14 protein-coding genes are annotated in these 18,007 nt (G+C 72.0%); 7 read left to right on the top strand and 7 right to left on the bottom strand.

Translation table 11 applies throughout. From position 1 onward, the window contains the following. The first annotated feature begins 243 nt into the window (after positions 1–243). Genes ACFV1W_RS23785 through ACFV1W_RS23775 form a run of 3 tightly spaced genes read left to right on the top strand, consistent with a single transcriptional unit; the run spans position 244 to position 6,874 of the window. Positions 244–3,462: a type I polyketide synthase gene (locus tag ACFV1W_RS23785; RefSeq protein WP_380419236.1), complete on the top strand. Its 3,219-nt coding sequence runs from the start codon at positions 244–246 to the stop codon at positions 3,460–3,462. Continuing rightward, positions 3,459–5,711 carry a cytochrome P450 gene (locus ACFV1W_RS23780; RefSeq protein ID WP_380419235.1) on the top strand — a complete coding sequence of 751 codons (2,253 nt, stop codon included), beginning with the start codon at positions 3,459–3,461 and terminating at the stop codon, positions 5,709–5,711. Before ACFV1W_RS23785 ends, ACFV1W_RS23780 begins: the two co-directional genes overlap by 4 nt. Beyond that, positions 5,711–6,874 carry a macrolide family glycosyltransferase gene (locus ACFV1W_RS23775; protein ID WP_380419234.1) on the top strand — a complete coding sequence of 388 codons (1,164 nt, stop codon included), beginning with the start codon at positions 5,711–5,713 and terminating at the stop codon, positions 6,872–6,874. The genes ACFV1W_RS23780 and ACFV1W_RS23775 overlap by 1 nt, the downstream gene beginning before the upstream one ends. Positions 6,875–7,151: 277 nt before the next feature. Here ACFV1W_RS23775 and ACFV1W_RS23770 read toward each other — a convergent pair whose 3' ends face one another. Then, positions 7,152–7,610, bottom strand: coding sequence for a MarR family winged helix-turn-helix transcriptional regulator (locus tag ACFV1W_RS23770; protein ID WP_380419233.1), 459 nt, complete (start codon positions 7,608–7,610; stop codon positions 7,152–7,154). A gap of 39 nt (positions 7,611–7,649) precedes the next feature. Beyond that, a complete protein-coding gene (locus ACFV1W_RS23765) occupies positions 7,650–8,792 on the bottom strand; it encodes an MFS transporter (RefSeq protein ID WP_380419232.1) in 1,143 nt (380 codons plus the stop codon). A 181-nt stretch (positions 8,793–8,973) separates the two neighbouring features. On the opposite strand from ACFV1W_RS23765, the gene ACFV1W_RS23760 reads away from it, so the two are divergent. Continuing rightward, positions 8,974–9,765, top strand: coding sequence for a BTAD domain-containing putative transcriptional regulator (locus ACFV1W_RS23760; protein WP_380419231.1), 792 nt, complete (start codon positions 8,974–8,976; stop codon positions 9,763–9,765). A gap of 9 nt (positions 9,766–9,774) precedes the next feature. On the opposite strand, the gene ACFV1W_RS23755 is transcribed toward ACFV1W_RS23760, so the two are convergent. The 5 genes from ACFV1W_RS23755 to ACFV1W_RS23735 all read right to left on the bottom strand — a co-directional run bounded on the left by ACFV1W_RS23755 (position 9,775) and on the right by ACFV1W_RS23735 (position 14,872). Beyond that, a complete protein-coding gene (locus ACFV1W_RS23755; RefSeq protein ID WP_380419230.1) occupies positions 9,775–11,001 on the bottom strand; it encodes a class I adenylate-forming enzyme family protein in 1,227 nt (408 codons plus the stop codon). 178 nt (positions 11,002–11,179) lie between these two features. Continuing rightward, on the bottom strand, positions 11,180–11,713 hold the full coding sequence (locus tag ACFV1W_RS23750; RefSeq protein WP_380419229.1) for a methylated-DNA--[protein]-cysteine S-methyltransferase: 534 nt from the start codon (positions 11,711–11,713) through the stop codon (positions 11,180–11,182). A 42-nt stretch (positions 11,714–11,755) separates the two neighbouring features. Next, a complete protein-coding gene (locus ACFV1W_RS23745; protein ID WP_380419228.1) occupies positions 11,756–12,454 on the bottom strand; it encodes an MGMT family protein in 699 nt (232 codons plus the stop codon). A 107-nt stretch (positions 12,455–12,561) separates the two neighbouring features. Then, the gene (locus tag ACFV1W_RS23740) at positions 12,562–13,149 is read right to left on the bottom strand and encodes an RNA polymerase sigma factor (RefSeq protein ID WP_380419227.1); all 588 of its coding nucleotides are present in this window, start codon (positions 13,147–13,149) and stop codon (positions 12,562–12,564) included. 55 nt (positions 13,150–13,204) lie between these two features. Then, entirely contained in the window at positions 13,205–14,872 is a 1,668-nt protein-coding gene (locus ACFV1W_RS23735; protein ID WP_380419226.1) for an FAD-binding oxidoreductase, read from the bottom strand. A gap of 173 nt (positions 14,873–15,045) precedes the next feature. Here ACFV1W_RS23735 and ACFV1W_RS23730 point away from each other — a divergent pair, with 173 nt between their 5' ends. The 3 genes from ACFV1W_RS23730 to ACFV1W_RS23720 are packed head-to-tail and all read left to right on the top strand — an operon-like array spanning position 15,046 to position 17,948. Continuing rightward, a complete protein-coding gene (locus ACFV1W_RS23730; protein WP_380419225.1) occupies positions 15,046–16,512 on the top strand; it encodes an MFS transporter in 1,467 nt (488 codons plus the stop codon). Beyond that, positions 16,509–17,276: an SDR family NAD(P)-dependent oxidoreductase gene (locus tag ACFV1W_RS23725; protein WP_380419224.1), complete on the top strand. Its 768-nt coding sequence runs from the start codon at positions 16,509–16,511 to the stop codon at positions 17,274–17,276. The genes ACFV1W_RS23730 and ACFV1W_RS23725 overlap by 4 nt, the downstream gene beginning before the upstream one ends. A gap of 45 nt (positions 17,277–17,321) precedes the next feature. Continuing rightward, positions 17,322–17,948, top strand: coding sequence for a cupin domain-containing protein (locus ACFV1W_RS23720; protein ID WP_380419223.1), 627 nt, complete (start codon positions 17,322–17,324; stop codon positions 17,946–17,948). Positions 17,949–18,007 lie beyond the last annotated feature (59 nt).

The following is an 18,007-nucleotide window of genomic DNA, read 5'->3' as shown; positions in this document are numbered from 1 at the left end:
TACTGGGTGCGGCAGGTGCGGGAGCCGGTGCGGTTCGCCGATGCGATGGAGTGGTTGGCGGGTCAGGGGGTTGCGGGGTTCGTGGAGGTGGGGCCGCATCCGTTGCTGGTGGGGACGGGGTTGATGCGGCGTGGTGGTGATTCTCCGGAGCGGTTGTTCGCGGGGTTGGGGCGGTTGTGGGCGGATGGTGCGGTGCGCTGGTCGCCGCCCGCGGCCACGGCGGTGGCGGCGTCGGGCGTGCGTGTGCCTTCGTACGCTTTCCAGCACCAGCACTACTGGCTCCAGCCCACCACCCCGTCGGAGGGCCCCGACACGCCCGACCACCCGCTGCTGCGGTCCCTGGTGAAGCTCCCCGACGGGCAGGGCGTGGTGCTGACCGGGAAGCTCTCCGCGTCCGTCCACCCGTGGCTGGCCGAGCACACCGTGCTCGGTTCGACGCTGCTGCCCGCGATGGCGTTCGTGGACATGGCCGTCCACGCCGGCGAGCACACGGCCAGCCCCGTACTCTCCGAGCTGGTCCTGGAGGCGCCGCTCGTGCTGTCCGAGCGCGACGGTGTGCACGTGCAGGTCACCGTCGGCGCGCCCGACGACACCGGACGCCGGCCCGTCACCGTCCACTCCCGCACCTCCGCCGAGCCCGACGAGTGGACCCGCCACGCGACCGGCGTGCTCAGTCCGCCGGCGGACCGGGCGACACCGGCCGACCGGACGGCCGTGCCCGGGGCGGAGGACAGCGAGGCCGCGCCGATCGATATCGGCTCGCTCTACGACCGGCTCGCCGAAGCCGGCTACGACTACGGGCCGACCTTCCAGGGGCTCACCGCCGTCCGGCGGAACGGCGAGGACCTGCACGCCGACGTGAGCTTCCCGGCGGGCCCCGCGCAGCTCACCGGCTACCGCGTCCACCCCGCGCTCCTGGACGCCGCCATACAGCCGCTGACCCTGCTCGCCGGCCTCGCTGCCGAGGGCGGCGGCGCCGACGGCAGCCCGGCGCGGATGCCCTTTTCGTTCTCCGGTGTGTCGGTCACCGGGTCGGCCGCGACGGTCCGCGTGGTGCTGCACCCGACCGGGCCGGACACCTACGCGGTGCGGATCACCGACACCGCCGGGACGCCGGTCGTGAGCATCGACGAGATCGTCCTGCGGCCCGTCGAAGCGGCGGGTCACGGAGCCGGGCGCCGGCCGAACACGCTGTTCGCCGTCGACTGGACCCCGATGGCGGCACCGGACGGCCCGGACACCGAGACGGTCCTCCACGAGGTCGTCGGCGAGGGCGAACCCGTCGCGGCCGCCCATGCGGTGACCCGGGAACTGCTCGGCAGGGTCCGGGAGTTCCTGGCCACCGACACGCCGGCCCGGCTCGTGGTCCTCACCGGCGACGACCTGGCCTCGGCCGCCGCCCGCGGCTTCCTGCGCAGCGCGCACAGCGAGAACCCCGGGCGGATCCTGACCGTCCGGCACGACGGCACGGCCGCCTCACGACGGGCGATCCCCGCCGCGGTGCGCGCCGCCGTGAGCGACGGCGAGCCCGAGATCGAGTTGCGCGACGGAACCCCCCTCGTGCCGAGGCTGGTGAGGGCCGCCCCGACCGCCCAGACCGGGCCGACCGGGCCCCTGGACGGTCCGCCCCTGGACGGCACCGTGCTGATCACCGGCGGCACCGGCACCCTCGGCGTCCTGGTCGCCCGGCACCTGGTCGCGCGGCACGGCGCCCGGCACGTGGTGCTCGCCGGCCGCCGCGGCATCGAGCCGCCCGGGCTCCGGCAGGAGCTGGGCGCCGCCCTCACCGTGGTCGCCTGCGACGCCGGTGACCGCGGGGCACTGCGGGACCTCGTCGCCTCGATCCCCGACCTGAGGGCCGTCGTGCACGCCGCAGGGGTCGTCGACGACGCCGTGGTGGGATCGATGACACCGGAGCAGATCGACACGGTGCTGCGTGCGAAGGCCGATGCCGCGTGGCACCTGCACGAGGCCACCGAACACCTGGACCTGCGGGCGTTCGTGCTGTTCTCCTCGGCGTCCGGGGTGTTCGGCGCCCCCGGGCAGGCCAACTACGCCGCCGCGAACGCGTTCCTCGACGCGCTCGCCGAGCACCGGCACGCGCGCGGTCTGCCTGCCACCTCCCTGGCCTGGGGCCAGTGGGCCGAGTCCAGCGGCATCACCGGGAACCTGACCGAGGCCGACCTCCGCCGGCTGGCGAGGACCGGGATGCTGCCGCTGGCCACCGAGCAGGCCCTCGACCTGTTCGACACCGCCCTGGCCGGCGAACGCCCGGCGCTGGTACCGGTCCGCCTCGACCTCGCGGCGATCGGCACCCCGCCCGCGCTGCTGCGCGGACTCGCCCGGCCGCGGCGCGCGCCCGCCCCGGTGGGCGACCCCGGCGACCTGCGGGCCAGGCTCGAAGCCCTGCCCGAGCCCGAGCAGCGCGCGCTGCTGCTCGACCTGGTCGTCAGGCAGAGCGCGAGCATCCTCGGGATGGCCCCCGGCGGGATCGACGACCCGCGTCAGCTGTTCCGCGACCACGGCGTCGACTCGCTGACTGCCATCGAGCTGCGCAACCAGCTCAACGCGGCCACCGGGCTCCAGCTCCCGGCGACCCTCGTCTTCGACTTCCCGACGCCCGAACAGCTCGTCAACCACCTCTACGGGCAGCTGTGCTCGCCGGAGAACCGGGTCGTCGGGCCGATGGAGCGCCTGCTGCGCAAGGCCGTCGACGTCGGCCGCGCGCAGGACGGCCTCGACCTGCTGGCCACGGTGTCCCGGCTGAGCCCGGCCACCGACGCGCCCAAGGCCGAGGTGGTCGCCCTCGCGACCGGCTTCATCCAGCCGTCGCTGGTCTGCCTGCCGTCCGCGCTGGCGTCCAGCGGCATCGAGGAGTACGGGCGGTTCGCCGCGGCGCTGGAGGCCGCCCGCGACGTCACGGCGGTCACCCTGCCGGGCTTCGCCGGCGACCCGCTGCCCGCGGACGCCGACGTCCTGGTCCAGGCACTCGCCGACGCCGCGTCGGCCGTCGCCGCGCCGGTGCTGGTCGGCCGTTCGGTGGGCGCGTGGCTGGCGCTGGCGACCGCCGGGGAGCTGGAACGGCGGGGGGCCCGGCCCAGCGCCGTGGTGCTCGTCGACGGTTACCCCGACGACCTGCCGGGTGTGCTCACCGGCATGCTCGACGCCGGCCACCAGGTCCAGCCGGTCGACGACGACCGGCTGGCGGCCATGGGCCGTTACCTCGATCTGGCCGGCGCCCCGGAGCCCGTCACCGTGCCGGTGCTGCTGGTGGGCACCGGGGAGCGCTCGTGGCCCCGGCTGTCCACCACCGTCCAGGAGGTGCTCACCGTCCCGGGCGACCACTTCACCGTGCTGGAGGAGCACTCCGCGGCCACGGCGCTGGCCGTCAGTACATGGCTCCTCGACTTCGACGGATACGGGGCGGGGCTGTCCGCACTCAGGGGAAAGGACTGTTCATGATCTGGGACAACGTCTACATCGGTGGCACGGGGCGGTATCTGCCGCCCCGCACGCCCGCGACGCAGGCCGTGCCGGACACCGAGACCATGCGGCGGCTGCTCGCGCTGTCGGACTTCGTGTCGTTCACCCGCTCCGACGACGTCACCGAGCACGCGATGGCCGTGCACGCGGCGATCGGAGCCCTGCGCGAGTCCGGCCTCAGCGGCGCCGACATCTCCATGGCCGCCTACGCCCAGATGGACCACCAGGACCACATGGCGTCCTCCTGCCACCTGCAGCGCGTCCTCGGCCTCGGCCACGCCCTCGTCTACGAGGTCGAGGCGACCAGCAACGGCGGCTCGGCCGCGCTGCAGTGCGCCGCCGCGCACCTGGTGGCCGACCCGGCCGCGACCGCGACCCTGGTCACGGCCACCGCCCGGTTCCTGCCGCCGCGGTGGGAACGCTGGCAGCCCACCGTCGGGATCTTCCTGGCCGACGGTGCGGTCGCGGCCGTGCTCAACCGCGAGGGCGGCCGGGCGCGGCTGGTCGCGACCGCCAACAGCTCCGCGACCCAGATGGAGGTCCTCGCCACCCCGACGATCCCGGACCCCAAGGGCCACCGCAACCGTACGCCGATCGAGGTCACCGGCCTGGCCCCGTATCTGACGCTGATGAGCGGGGCACTGGTCACCGCGGTCGAGCAGGCCGCCAAGGAGGCCGGCGTCCGCGTCGCCGACATCACCAGGTTCGTCGTCACCGGTCTGGGCCTGGCCCAACTGGAGGTCGTCGTGCTGGAGCCGCTCGGCATCGACCTGGGCCGCACCACGTGGCCGATGCTGCGCGAGCTCGGCCACGTCGGGCCGTGCGACCAACTGCTCGGCATGGACCACCTGCTGCACGACGAGACCCTCAATCCCGGCGACACCATCATGTCGATCGGCCTCGGCATGGGCTCGCGGTTCACCGCGTCCCTGCTGGAGGTCACCGAGCCGCCCAAGCCCCGCACGGCCACCCTCTTCACCGAGCCGGTGCGCGCGCGGACTCCGCCCGCCGACGCGTACGTCATCGACCCCTCGGGCGGCGACATCTTCGGCGAGGCCGCCGCCCTGCGCGAGCGCGGCCCGGCCACGCCCGTCGAACTGCCCGGTGGCGTGTCGGCCTGGGCCGTCACCGGGCACGACCTGGCGAAGAAGCTGCTGCTCGACCCGAAGGTCTCCAAGGACGCGAACAAGCACTGGCCCATGTGGCGCGACGGCGACATCCCGCCGGACTGGCCGCTGATCATGTGGGTCGCGATGCAGAACATGTTCACCGCCTACGGGTCCGACCACACCAGGCTGCGCAGTCTGGTGGCCAAGGCGTTCACCCCGCGCCGCATCGAAGCGACGCGGCCGCGCGTCGAGGGGATCACGGCCGGTCTGATCGCCGACCTGGCCGCGGTGCCGCCGGGGCAGACGGTCGACCTGCGCGCACGGTTCGCGTTCCCGTTGCCGATCCAGGTCATCACCGGACTGTTCGGGGTGAACGCGCAGACGGGTGCGGACCTGCGGCGGCTGGTGGACGCGGTGTTCAGCCTCGACGCGGACCCGGCGGGCGTGCAGGCCGCCTCCGGCGAGCTGTACATGCTGCTCAAGGAACTCGTGGCCGCCAAACGGCGCGACCCCGGCGACGACATGACCAGCGACCTGATCGCCGCGCAGGAGGCGGACGGCACACGACTGTCCGAACGGGAACTGCTGGACACCCTGCTGCTGACCATCTCCGCCGGCTTCGAGACGACGGTCAACCTGCTCGACCACGCCATCCACGCGCTGGCCACGCACCCGTCCCAGCTCGCCCTGGTCCGGTCCGGGACCAGCACGTGGGAGGACGTGGTGGACGAGACCCTGCGCTGGCAGGCGCCGGTGCCGAACCTGCCGCTGCGGTACGCCGTGGAGGACATCTCCGCGGACGGCGTGCAGATCCGCAAGGGCGAGGCGATCCTGCTGTCCTACGGCGCGGCCGGCCGCGACCCGGCGCAGCACGGCGCCGATTCGGAGGACTTCTCCGTCACCCGGCCGTCGCGGGCCGACCACCTCACCTTCGGGCACGGCGTGCACTTCTGCCTCGGCAGCCCCCTGGCGAAGCTGGAGGCGACGACGGCGCTGTCCGCGCTGTTCTCCCGGTTCCCCCGGCTGCGGCTGGCCGTACCGTCGTCCGAACTCGAACCGCTGGGTTCCTTCTTCACCAACGGGCACAAGACTCTGCCGGTCATCCTGGAGGACAGCTGATGGCCCATCTCGCCTTCGTGAGCGCGCCCGCGTCCGGGCATGTGAACCCGACCCTGCCGCTGGTCGAAGAGCTGGTCCGGCGCGGTCACCGGGTCAGCTACGCCACGGGACCGGCCACCATGGACGCCGCCGTCGCCGCCGGGGCGTCGCCGGTGACCCTGCCCTCGCAGCTGCCGCCCGACATGGCGGCGCGGGGCGAGTACACGGCGGAACAGCTCGCCGTGACGATGGAGTACTACCTCGACGACGCGCGTGCCTCCTTCCCCGTCCTGGCCGAGCACTTCTCGGCCGACCCGCCGGACGCGGTGTGCTACGACTCGGTGACCTTCACCGGGAGGATGCTGGCGAACCTGCTCCGGGTGCGGGAGGTCTCCCTGGTGCCGACCTTCGCGGAGAACGAGTCCTTCTCGGCGGCGCGGGTGTACTTGCCGGCCGACTTCGACCACACCAACCCCCGGCTGGCGGCCGCGATCCAGGACATGGGGGAGTTCGCGCAGGGCCACGGCTTCCTCAAGGACCCGAACCTGATGTTCGGCTACGTGGCCCCGACGAGTCTGGTGTCCATCCCCCGCGAGTTCCAGATGTCGGGGGACACCTTCGACGAGCGCTTCCACTTCGTCGGGCCGTCCCTGAGCAGTCGGCAGACCGCCGAGGAGTGGAGCCCCCGGTCGCAGGCCCCGGTGCTGCTGATGTCTCTGGGAACCGTCTTCAACGACCGGCCCGAGTTCTACCGGACCTGCATCGAGGCGTTCGGGGACAGCGACTGGCAGGTCGTCATGGCGGTGGGCGGGCTGGACCAGGAGTCGCTGGGCCCGATCCCGGCGAACGTCGAAGTGCACGCGCAGGTGCCGCAGGTGGCGGTGCTGCGACACACCGAGGTGTTCCTGAGCCACGCCGGGATGAACTCGGTGATGGAGTCCCTCTACCACGGGGTGCCCTTCGTGGCGGTGCCGCAGATCCCGGAACAGCGGGCGGTCGCCCGGCGGGCGGAGGAGCTGCAGGTCGGCAGGACGCTCGCCGAGCCGACCGTGCAGGGCCTCCGCGACGCCGTCCAGGACGTCCGGTCCTGCCGCCCCCGGGCGGCGGCCCTGAGCCGGACCGTGCGCGGGGCGGGCGGCGCGTCGAAGGGGGCGGACGTCCTGGAGGAGCTGCTGACGCGGTAGCGGCCGGACTCCACCGGGCAGTCCGCTTCTCGCCCGCCGGCGGGGGTGCCTTCCCGGCCCGCCCGGACGCGGCGGCCGGCAGGGCACCCGTTCGCAGACCGGGGCCGGTCCGGCAGGCCGGTGCCCGACCGGTCACCGGTGTCGTCCCCGGCCGGGCGGGGACGACACATGCGGGACGCCGGATACCGGATGCGCGGTTACCAGGGCGAGCCACCGCTTCCGGGTGACCACGGGCCACGTACGCGGGCCCATGCGGCCGTGCAGCCCGTCGGTCCCTCTACGGCCGAAGCCCGTTCGCCACCGTCGTCATGATCTCCAGCAGGGCTTCGCGCTGATCGCACGACAGGCACCCGAACAGGGCTTGGCGTACGGCGGCGGAGTGGACGGGGGTGGCACGCGCGAGGACGTCCCGGCCCTTCTCGGTCAGTACGGCCAGCAGACCGCGCCGGTCCGTGGCACACGCTTCGCGGCGCACCCATCCGCGGTTCTCCAGACGGGTGATGGTGTGCGAGAGACGGGACGGGCTGATCCGTGCGCTACGGGCCAGTTCGGACATGCGCAGGCGCTGCTGCGGGGCTTCGGACAGCTGTGTGAGCAGCCCGTAGTGGACCGGCCGCATCCGTGCGTCGTGCTGCATCCGTTGGTCCAGGTGCTCCTGGAAGGAGGTGGTCGCGTCCACATACGCCTGCCAGGCGCGATGTTCCTGCTCGGTGAGCGTGGTCTGACGGGGAGGCACGGTCTTCTCCAGCTGATAGGCGCGGGATGGGCGGGGGCGTCAGGTCCATCGGCGGGCAACGGTTCGCGTCAGACCGGTCAGCAGGGCGCAGGAGAGGGAGCCCGCGGCGAACACGACGGTACGCCGGCCCTGTTGGAGCATGGCGGTGCCGATGGCGATCGCCAGGGAGCTGGTGAGCATCGCCGCCGCGGCGAACAGCGCGGACGCCCGTGCCCTCGCGGAGGGCGGCACCAGGTGCGGCAGCCAGGTCTGCAGGGTGGTGTGCAGATAGCCCCAGGCGGTGCCCAGCAGGAGTGCGCAGAGCAGGGTCGGCAATGACCCGGGCAGGGCCGCGGTGAGTGCGGTCCCGGACGCGCCCGCCGCGCCGCCGGCTCCGAGCAGCCGCACCGGCGGCCAGACGCGGCAGTGGCGGTGGACCAGGACCGTGCTGCCCAGCACACCGACGGCGTAGAGCGGCTGGGCCAGCGCGGTCACGGTCTGCGCGCCCGACAGGGCGAGCGAAGGGGCGAGCAGCGCGGGCAGGGTGAGCAGAGCCGCGCCCTCGGCGGCGCCGAGGGCGATCACGGTCCCGTACGCCGCCGCGTCGGCGTGCCGGGGCACCGGGCTCGGTCGCGGGAGCGACGCGTCGGGAAGGTCGTTCGACATCCGGCACACGGTGGCGACGGCCAGAAGCCCGACGAGGAGGAAGGGCAGGCGCCAGGAGGCGGCGAGCGAGACCAGGGCGGCCAGTGGGGGAGCGGCGATGGCCGCCACGGCCGCCGCCACGGCCAGGCCGGCGAAGGAACGGTGACGACTCTGTGCTGAATCAGCGGATTCGCAGAACAGCGACACGCACGGAGTGATGGCCGAGAAGGAGGCGCCCGCCGCCATCCTCAGCGCGATCCACCACCCCGGCCCGGGCGAGAGCGCGGACCCGGCTGACGCGACCGCGGCGAGGAGCAGGCCCGCCCGCAGGCACCGCCGATACCCGTACCGATCGGCGACGGCACCCCACAGCGGCAGGGCGCAGCCGTATCCGAGAGAGTAGGCGGCGACCCCGATCGCGATGGTGGCGACGTCCGTGTTCCAGGCGGCCGCCAGGGCGACGATGAGCGGACCAGTGACGCACCAGTCCGCATTGGCGACGGTGGCGGCCCACCGGGGCGCGCCCGCCGGGGAGCCGAGGCCGTTCTTTCTCTTCATCCCCGAGGAACACCGTAGGTGACGAAGAGGTTGCAGCCGGAAAGAGACCTTCCCGTCCAGTTCTCGGTGATCTAGATATTTTCGGCCAACTGTGCGAAGCGTTGGCATATTATTTTTGTTTTGTTGTAAAGTTTCGCACAAGCGTCGGTGATTTCTGATCATTATCTGTTACGGGGGAGAGATGATGGATGTCTGCGTGCTCGGCCCCATGGAGATCTGCTCGTCCGGTCGCGCCGACCGCGTGTGCCTGGCGCCGAAGCCGAGAACGGTGCTCGCGCTCCTCTGCGGTCACCCGGGGCAGATGATCTCGGTCGCCTGCCTGGTCCGCGAGGTCTGGGGAGAGGAGCCGCCCGCCAGCTCGCTGCGCAACATGCACACCTATGTGTTGCAGGTCAGGAAGCTGCTGGCATGCCTGTGCGGGGTGTCGACCCGGGCCGTCTCCCAGGAGCTACTGGTCACGCACCCCGGCGGGTACTCCCTCAGCGAGGCGGCGCTGGGATTCGATCACCGCACGTTCACCGAGCTGACCGGCGCCGGGCGTGGACGCCTTCGGGACGGGGAACTGCTCGCCGGTATCGGCGACCTCCTGCAGGCCTTGCGGATCTGGCGCGGGCCTGCTTTCGCGGATGTCGTGACGGGGCCGGTCCTGGAGGCCCAGCGGCGCCAGCTCCACGACGCGCGTATCGGTGCCATGGAGGCACTGTCGGAAGCCAGGATATCCGCTGGGCAATTTCACGAAGTGATCTCGGATCTTTCCTCTTTCGTCGCGGAGAACCCCCTGCACGAAGGTCTGCATTTCCACTACATGCGCGCCCTCGCTCTTTCCGGGGGGCGCGCTCGGGCGCTGGAAGTATTCAGCCGTCTGCGATTGAACCTGGTATCCGAACTGGGCATAGAGCCCGGCGCCTCGATGCAGCAGTTGCAGCGCTGCATCCTGAACTCCACCGACCCGGCCATGGCGTCCGGGCTCTGACGCCACCCGTCAGGCCATCGGCTTCCCGGTGCGGGTCAGGGTGCGTCCCGCGGTGCGGGGAGCCAGCAGCACGTCCTCGGGCTCCCTCGCCGGCGGCCGGGGCGGAACGAGGGGATCGGTCCTCCCCGTGATCCGCAGGCCACCGTTGTCCGGGTCGAACGCTACGAGGTCACCGGTCCGCAACCATCCCGCGCCGCCCTCGCCGCGGACGAAGCCCGGTGCGACGGACCGCACGCCGACGTACGGACTTTCGTCGAGGCGCACCTGCAACTCGCCCGACAACAGGCGGACTTGTACGCCGGGTGCGATCATCCCCACCGTGTCGGGCCCGAACCAGCCCGTCGGATCGGCCGCGATGATGCCGGTCTCGGTGGTGCCGTACGCCTGCCCGATCCGTACGCCGTGACGCTCCTCGAACGCCGTGTGCACGGGGGCGTCGAGGCGGGTACCCCCGGCGATCGCCCGTCGCAGCCCTCGGATCGCCAGCGGACGGACACACCTGGCCAATTGGGCGAAGTGCTCGGACGAGCCGAGAAGCGTGTTCACGTCCGAGCGGATCGCGGAGCGCAGCAGCGAGGGGACGGAGGAACTGCGCGGGAGGACCGTCTCGGCCCCGACGTTCATGTTGTGGAGCAGTCCGCCGATGAGGGCGAAGGAGTGGGTGTACGGACCCACCACCAGGACGCGGTCGCCGCGCTGGGGCATGCCGCCGATGCGGACGAACGCGTCCAGTTCGGTGAGCAGCGACCGGGCGCTGCGCCCCACGGCCTTCGCGGGGCCCGTGCTGGCGGAGGTGAACTGGACCAGGCAGTGGTCGCCGGCCGCGGGCAGGCCGCCCCGCAGGCGGCGGACGAAGATCTCGCACTCGTGGTGGAAGAGGCGACCGCCGAAATCGGTCGGGCCGAAGGTGACGTAGAACTGCGGTCGGCACCTGTCGAGCAGCCCGGTCAGGTCGGGCCCCCTCGTCTCGGAATTGATGAGCTGCACCTGGGCGCCCAGTGACCACAGGGCGAACACGGCCCACAGTTGAGAGAAGCTCGGCACACCGCGCAGGGCCACGGTCGTCCCCGGCCGGATTCCGTACGACTGGAGCAGCCGGCCCAGCTCGGCCACCTGGCGGCGTAGCTGCCCGTAGGTCACGGTGCGTCCGCTGCGAGCCCAGGGAGCGGTGGACGGATGCCGGGCGAGGAGATGGGCGCCCCACCAGTCGGGTATGTCATCGAAAGTGTCGCGCACGACGCTCCTCGTTCCCCAGGACGGTGATCCACCCACCGGAACACCGGCGAGCGGCGGAAGGTTGCACGGAGACTTGCGGGAGGTGAGGCCGGCTGCCCGTCTCGCGCGAGGCGGGCAGCCGGCCCGGGGAACCGAGGGTACGGGGGCATGACCATCGGTTCCGTTCGGGGGCGGCGTCTCAAGTGACGTCGCGGGCCTCCAGGGTGAGCAGGAAGCGCTTGGCCTCGGTCCCGCCGGCGTAGCCGCCCGGCCCCCCGGAGGCGGGGACGATCCGGTGGCAGGGCAGGATCACGCACAGCGGGTTGGCGCCCAGCGCCCGGCCCACGGCCCGCGCGGCTCCCGCCCTGTTCAGCCGGGCCGCGAGAGCGCCGTACGTGGCCGTGCGGCCGTACGGCGTGAACTCGGCCAGCGTGGTGACGGTCTGCCGCACGAATCCGGAGGCGAGGCCGAGGTCGACGGGCAGGTCGAAGGTGCGGCGCCCGGCGGAGAGATACGCGTCGAGCTGGCACCGGGCCTCGTCGAGGAGGGCGTGCCGCGCGGGGGTACGCCCCACAGTGCCCTTCGGCTCAGCGCTCTCCAGGCGGTGCAGGACCTGTGCGGGATCGTCGAACCCGCAGTAGACGACGGCCTCGTCGGACGCGGCCAGTGTCAGTTCGCCCAGGGGCGTGGGATGGCGGACCATCGAGAGGCGATCGGTTTCGGTGATGGACACGCTGGCTCCTACTGGCTCCTAGGTCGGACGGTTCGCACACCGTCACACGGTGACGGGACGGCAGACGTGGCAGGCACGGTAGCCCGCCCGGCGGGCCTCGGCCGCGTCGTGGAACGGGCGTTGGTGCGCCGCGGTGATGCGGCGGGCGTGCGCGCAGGTGGGATGGCAGAAGATGCGCGTCGTGTCACTGCCCAGCAGCGACAGCCCCTGACGGCCGAAGTCCGCGAAGCGCTCCATGTCGATGCCCTCGGCGTCGCGCAGCGCGCGCCCCGTGCCCGGCAGGTAGGCGGCGTCGCACGGAGTGCCGTCCTCGTACGTGACCCGGTGGCAGGGCACCAGCTGCACGACCGGGTTGAGCCGGAGAGCCTCCAGCACGTCGTCCTCCTGCCCCGCGCCGGCCTCCCTGGCGATCCAGCTCGTCGGACGCAACTGCCCCCGGGGCACGCTCCGCACGGCTTCCAGGACCCTGCGCTGCTCCTCGGGCAGGCGGCCCAGGTCGATCGCCAGGTTCCTCGCGCGGCCGGTCCGCAGAGCGGTGCGAAGCCCCCGGAACGGAACGGTGCAGCGCATCGCGGTGCGACCGGTCCGGCTCCAGTGGAGCTCCTCGAACATCTCCGTGCTCACGACCATGCTCGACGGCACGGAGCCGGTGACGGCCTGCGGGCTGAACGCCACGTACAGGCCGCCGGCGTCCGTCTCCAGGCACACGTACTGGTCGTAACGGTCCTGTGGAATTCCCACGTGCCGCAGGACGCGCAACCCGAAGTCCAACGGCGCGGGAGACGTGAGGTCGGCCAGCGCACTCTCCACATGGACTCTCGAAGGCCACGGGCCTTCGCCGTTCGGACTCACTTCAACACCTCCCTCCGGGGCGGCTGCTCGGGGTCGAGCAATAACCGCAGGCTATCGACGCCGCGCGACACCTGTGCCTTGACCGTTCCCACGGGGCACCCCTGGGCCTCGGCTATCTCGCCGTAACTCAGGCCGACCACGTGGCGCAGGACCACCGCGACCCTCGGCTTCTCCGGTAACTGGGTCAGGGCCGAGACAAGGCGTCTGCGGTCCTCGGCGGTCGAGGCGCGTTCCTCCGGACCCGGCCTTTCGTCGGGCCAGGACTGGCTCGTGTCCTCGATCGCCGTGACGGCCACCGGGCGGCGAACACTGGTACGGACGTGGTTGCGCCACACGTTGGCCGCGATGGTCATCAGCCACGCCCGCGGCCGCAGGTCGCGGCGCCGCTGTGGCGAGTAGCCCTGCAACGCGGTGTACGCGCGCAGGAATGTGTCCTGCCCCAGGTCGTCCGCCTCCGCGGCGGATCCGCAGACCCGGAACAGGAACGCACGAACCGCCGAGGCGTGGAGACGAACCAGCTCCGTGAAGCCATCGTCGAGATCCACTGCCAGGCGCTCGGTCAACTGCTCGGCCATCTCGTCCATCACAGATCAGAACACCGCGGACTCGGAAAGGGTTGCACGGTGCCGCGCGGGGCGCTCACCGGGCGGGCAGGCGCACCGACTGGCGGTGCCGGAAGACGTCCGCGGGATCCCAGGCCTGCTTCACGCGCTGCAGCCTCGGATAGTTCTCCCCGTAGTACAGGTCGTGCCAGGGCACGCCCGAGGTGTTCCAGCGGGGATCACCGAGGTCGGCGTCGGGATAGTTGACGTAGGCGCCGTCGGCCGCGGCCGACGGCACGGGCACCCCGCCGGTGGTCGCGAAGACATCGTGGTACGCCGTCCTGATCCAGGACAGGGACGACGCCTCCTGCTCGGGGGCGGCCCAGAAGATCCCCCACAGGGCCTTGAACGCCGCGTTGCGGTGCACGGACGCCGTGGCCGTGGGCGACACGGCGTTGACCTGCCCGCCGAAGGAGCTCAGGGTGACCGCGGCCGTGGCGCTGCCGCCCCGGTCCAGCTGGTCGTACAGCGCGTCCGTCTGGGCCCGGGTGAAGGGCTCGCGCAGGTAGGCCGACTTGAAGTCGCTGTACTGCGTGGGGTCGTTGACCAGTGCGTTCGTCGTGCCGAGCAGGCGGGTCGCGCGGAGCCAGGACAGGCGCCGGGGCACGTCGAGCCCGGGGAGCGCGGGATGCTTGCCGACGGGCAGGTCGGACGACGCGGGGCGGGCCCGTACCCCTTCGCCGATCGCTGCGAGGAAGGCGTCGAGGCGGGCCGCCGCGTCGGGCGCCGTGGCATCGATCTGCGTCGTCAGGGAAATCGTGCCGCCCGCGCGGTGACCCAGGACGAGATAGCTGCACAGGCCGTCGTAGGGGCCGCCGGGGTCGCGGTGCGCCGCGTGCCAGCGTCCCCAGTTGTCGATCAGGGCCGTGACGTCGGAGCGGTCGAGCTTGTCCCAGGACCAGGACACGGAGCTGAGCAGCACCTCGCGCGGCGGCGTGGGCAGGAGGTCCCCCGGTGCCCCGGCGGCGCCGGGGCTTCGGAACAGGTACCGGGTGACCAGGCCGAAGTTGCCGCCGCCCCCGCCCGTGTGCGCCCACCACAGGTCCCTGAGCGCGCCGTCGTCCTCCCGGGTCGCGGTGACCAGGCGTACGGTGCCGGAGGCGTCGGCCACCACGACCTCCACGCCGTACAGGTGGTCCACGACCAGGCCGTTGCGGCGGCACAGCATGCCCCATCCGCCGCCACTGACATGCCCGCCCGCTCCCACCGAGAAGCAGATCCCCGCCGGCACCGTGACGCCCCAGCCCAGGTGGAGCGCCTCGTACACGTCCAGCAGCCGTGCGCCCGCCTCGACGGCGAAGGCGCGGTGTCCGGGGTCGTAGGACACGCGGTTCATCCCGGAAACGTCGACCACGAGCTCGATGGCCGGGTTGAACACGAAGTCCTCGTAGCAGTGGCCGCCGCTGCGGACCGACAGCCGGCGCCCGCTGCGCACGGCCCCCTGAACGGCGGCCAGGGCCTGGGCCGGTGTCCGCACGAGGTGGACGGCGTCGGGCGAGGCCACCCAGCGCTGGTTCCAGCCCCGTACGACATCGGCGTAACGCGGGTCCGCGGCGGTGACCACCTCGCTGGAGGGAAGGGCGCCGTTCTCCGGCCCGTGCGCCGCGGCGGGGGGCGTCCCCAGGACGGCGGCCGCGCCCGCGCCGGCCGAGGCCGCCAGGAAGCCGCGCCGGGGGAAGCGCCCGGTCTCGTTCGGTGTGTGCATGTGCCGTCCCTCCCGCAGGCAGCCGTGCGGATCACGGCTGCCTCGGACGCTATCCACTGCCTTCGATCCGGACGCTCGGGAAGTTGCGGTCGAATTCCGCGGCCCCGCCATGCAACCGGCCGGACCGGCGCGGTGTTCCACAGGCGACAGGCAACCGAAACGAAGGGGACGAAATGTCCGATCTGGAGGAGATGGCCGGCATCAGGGCCGACGCTCCAGCCGTGCCGGAGCGCATGACGGGCCAGCAGAAGCTGGCCCTGGCGGTCCTGCTGGGCGCTCAGTTCATGCTTGCCGCGGATTTCTCCATCTTGACCGTTTCCCTGCCGGTCATCGGTGACTCGCTAGGCTTCTCGCTGGACAGTCTGCAGTGGATCACCACGGGATTCGCTCTGCCCGCGGCGGGGTTCACGCTGCTGTTCGGCCGCATCGCCGACCTTTTCGGACGCCGCAAGGTGTTCCTCCTCGGCATCGCGCTGCTCGCCGCCGCGTCATTGGTGGGCGGTCTCGCGCAGTCGACGCAGGTACTGCTGGCGGCGCGGGTCGCGCAGGGCGCGGCGACGGCCATCTCCGTGCCGTCCGCGTTGGCGCTGCTGACCACCACGTTCCCCGAAGGGCCTCTGAGGCAGAAGGCACTCGGTCTCAACGGCGCCCTGCTGGGCGGTGGATTCAGCGCGGGCGCCCTCCTCGGCGGGGGGCTCACCGAACTGTTCAGCTGGCGCTGGTCCTTCCTGATCAACGTGCCGGTCGCGCTGCTCGTGCTGATCGGCACGCTGGTCGTCATCCCCGAGGGCCGCGCCGCCGTGCGCGGTCGGCTCGACGTCCCCGGCGCCGCCACCGTCACCGCCGGGATGCTCGCCCTGGTCTTCGGCATCACGACGGCGGGCCAGCAGGGGTGGGGGCACGCGGAGGTCTACCTCTGGCTGGCCGCGGCGGTCGTCCTGCTGGTGTCCTTCTGGTTCATCGAGCTGAAGAGCGCCAACCCGCTCGTACCGGTGCGGGTGCTGAAGCGGCGCACCGTGCGCTGGGGCAACTTCGGCGGCTTCGCCTCCATCGCGATGACGACGGCGACCTCGTTCTCCACGACGCTGTACATGCAGAAGGTGCTCGACTTCCCCACGTTCACGACGGGCGTCGTGATCGGTCTGCCGGGTCTGCTGACCGTGCTGGGCGGCACCATCGCGCCCCGCCTGCTCGGCCGGATCGGGGCGCCGGCCGTCCTCGCGCTCTCGCTGGTGGTCCAGTGCGTGGGCTACGGGGTGCTGCTGCTGCTCGGCGACAAGGAATCGACCGGGGTGATCCTCGTGCTCGTCGCCCTCTCGGTGGGCTTCTTCGGGCACGCCTACAGCCTGGTCTCCTACATGGTCAGTGCCACGTCCGGGCTTCCGGACGACGAGCAGGGGCTGGCCACCGGCCTCACCACCATGAGCATGCAGATCGCGATCACGCTCGGCATTCCGGCCATCAGCGCCGTGATCACGGCACGGACGTCCTCGCTGTCGCAGGAGTCCGCGACGGATGCCATGCTCGGCGGCCTGCACGCCGGGGTGCTGGTGCTCACCGCCTTCCTGCTCTTCTCGGCCCTCGTCGTCTGGCTGTTCCTCGGGCGGGGCCGTGCCGAGAAGGAGGCGGGCGCACGATGAGGGACCTCGAAGGGAAGACCGCGGTGGTGACCGGCGCGAGCCGGGGCATCGGGCGGGCGGCGGCGGTGCGGCTCGCGGAGCACGGAGCAGTGGTCGCGGTGCACTACGCCACCGATGCCGCGGCCGCCGGTGACGTGGTCGGCGCCATCAGGGCCGCGGGAGGCGCGGCCTTCGCCGTACAGGCCGACTTCGCCGCCGTCGACGGCCCGGACAGGCTCTGGGAGGCTTTCGACGGAAGCATCCTGGACTTCGCGGCGGACGAAGGCGTCGACATTCTGGTGAACAACGCGGCGACCTCGGTCGTGGCCGGCATCGAGGAGACGAAACTCGAGGACTACGAGCGGATGTTCGCCGTCAACGTGCGGGCTCCCTTCTTTCTGATTCAAAAAGGCATGCAACGATTGCGGGACGGGGCGCGGATCGTTAACGTTGCCTCCGCCGTGACACGAATGGCGTTTCCGGGAGTGGCGGCCTACGGGCTGACCAAGGGAGCGCTGAACACTTTGACACTCACCCTGGCCCAGGAACTCGGTCCGCGCGGCATCACGGTGAACGCGGTTTCTCCGGGAACCGTGGACACCGACGTCAACGCCGGCTGGCTCCGTGGCAATCCCGAGGCACAGCGGTCCGTCGCCGAGCAGGTCGCGCTGCGGCGCGTCGGGCAGCCGGACGACGTCGCCGACGCGATCGTCTTCCTGGCGTCCGGGCGGGCCCGCTGGATCACGGGCCAGGTGGTCGACGTGAGTGGCGGTGAGCGGCTCTGATTGGCGGAGGGCGACGCGCTCGCCCCGACACAGAGGAGTACCGGCATGGCTGTCGGACAGGGAGAGGTCTACGAGAACCCGCGGTGCCGCGAGCGGGTGGTGATCAGGACTCCCTCGGCGGACACGGGCGGGGAGCGCACCGTCATGGACGTCTACGTGCAGCCGGGCGGTGCCGTGTCGGGCGCCCATGTGCATCCGCTGAGTCAGGAGCGGTTCACGCTCGTCCGCGGGCGGGTCGCCTTCCTGGTCGACGGCCGTGAGACGGTGCTCGACCAGCCGGGCCAGAGCATCCTGATAGAGCCCGGCGCCAAGCACCGCTGGTGGAACGCGGGTGACGAGGAGTCCCGGCACATCTGCGAACTGAGGGGCAGAGCGGACCGGTTCGAGCAGCTGGTCCTGCGTCAGCTCTTCGGACTCGCGCAGGACGGCAGGACCACTCCGGAGGGCATGCCGCACCTGCTGCAACAGGCCGTGACCACCCTGGAGTTCCAGGACGTCCTGCGGTTCACCTCGCCGGCCTGGCCCGTGCAGCGAGTGCTGTTCGGCGTCCTGGCGCCCGTGGCCCGGCTGCTGGGGTACCAGGGGTGCAACCCGGAGTACATGGAGCGCAAGCCCAGCGAGATCGCCGAACTGGAGCCGCTGCCGGACGAAGTGAAGAAGTGGCACTACTGAGCTGAAGAATGAGGTGGCACCGCCCCGGACGCGGGGCGTGCCACCTCATTTCTGCATTT

It is taken from the genome of Kitasatospora sp. NPDC059648 (genome assembly GCF_042734825.1).
In the GTDB taxonomy this organism is placed as follows: Bacteria; Actinomycetota; Actinomycetes; order Streptomycetales; family Streptomycetaceae; genus Kitasatospora.
This window is presented reverse-complemented; position numbering and strand designations above follow the sequence as displayed.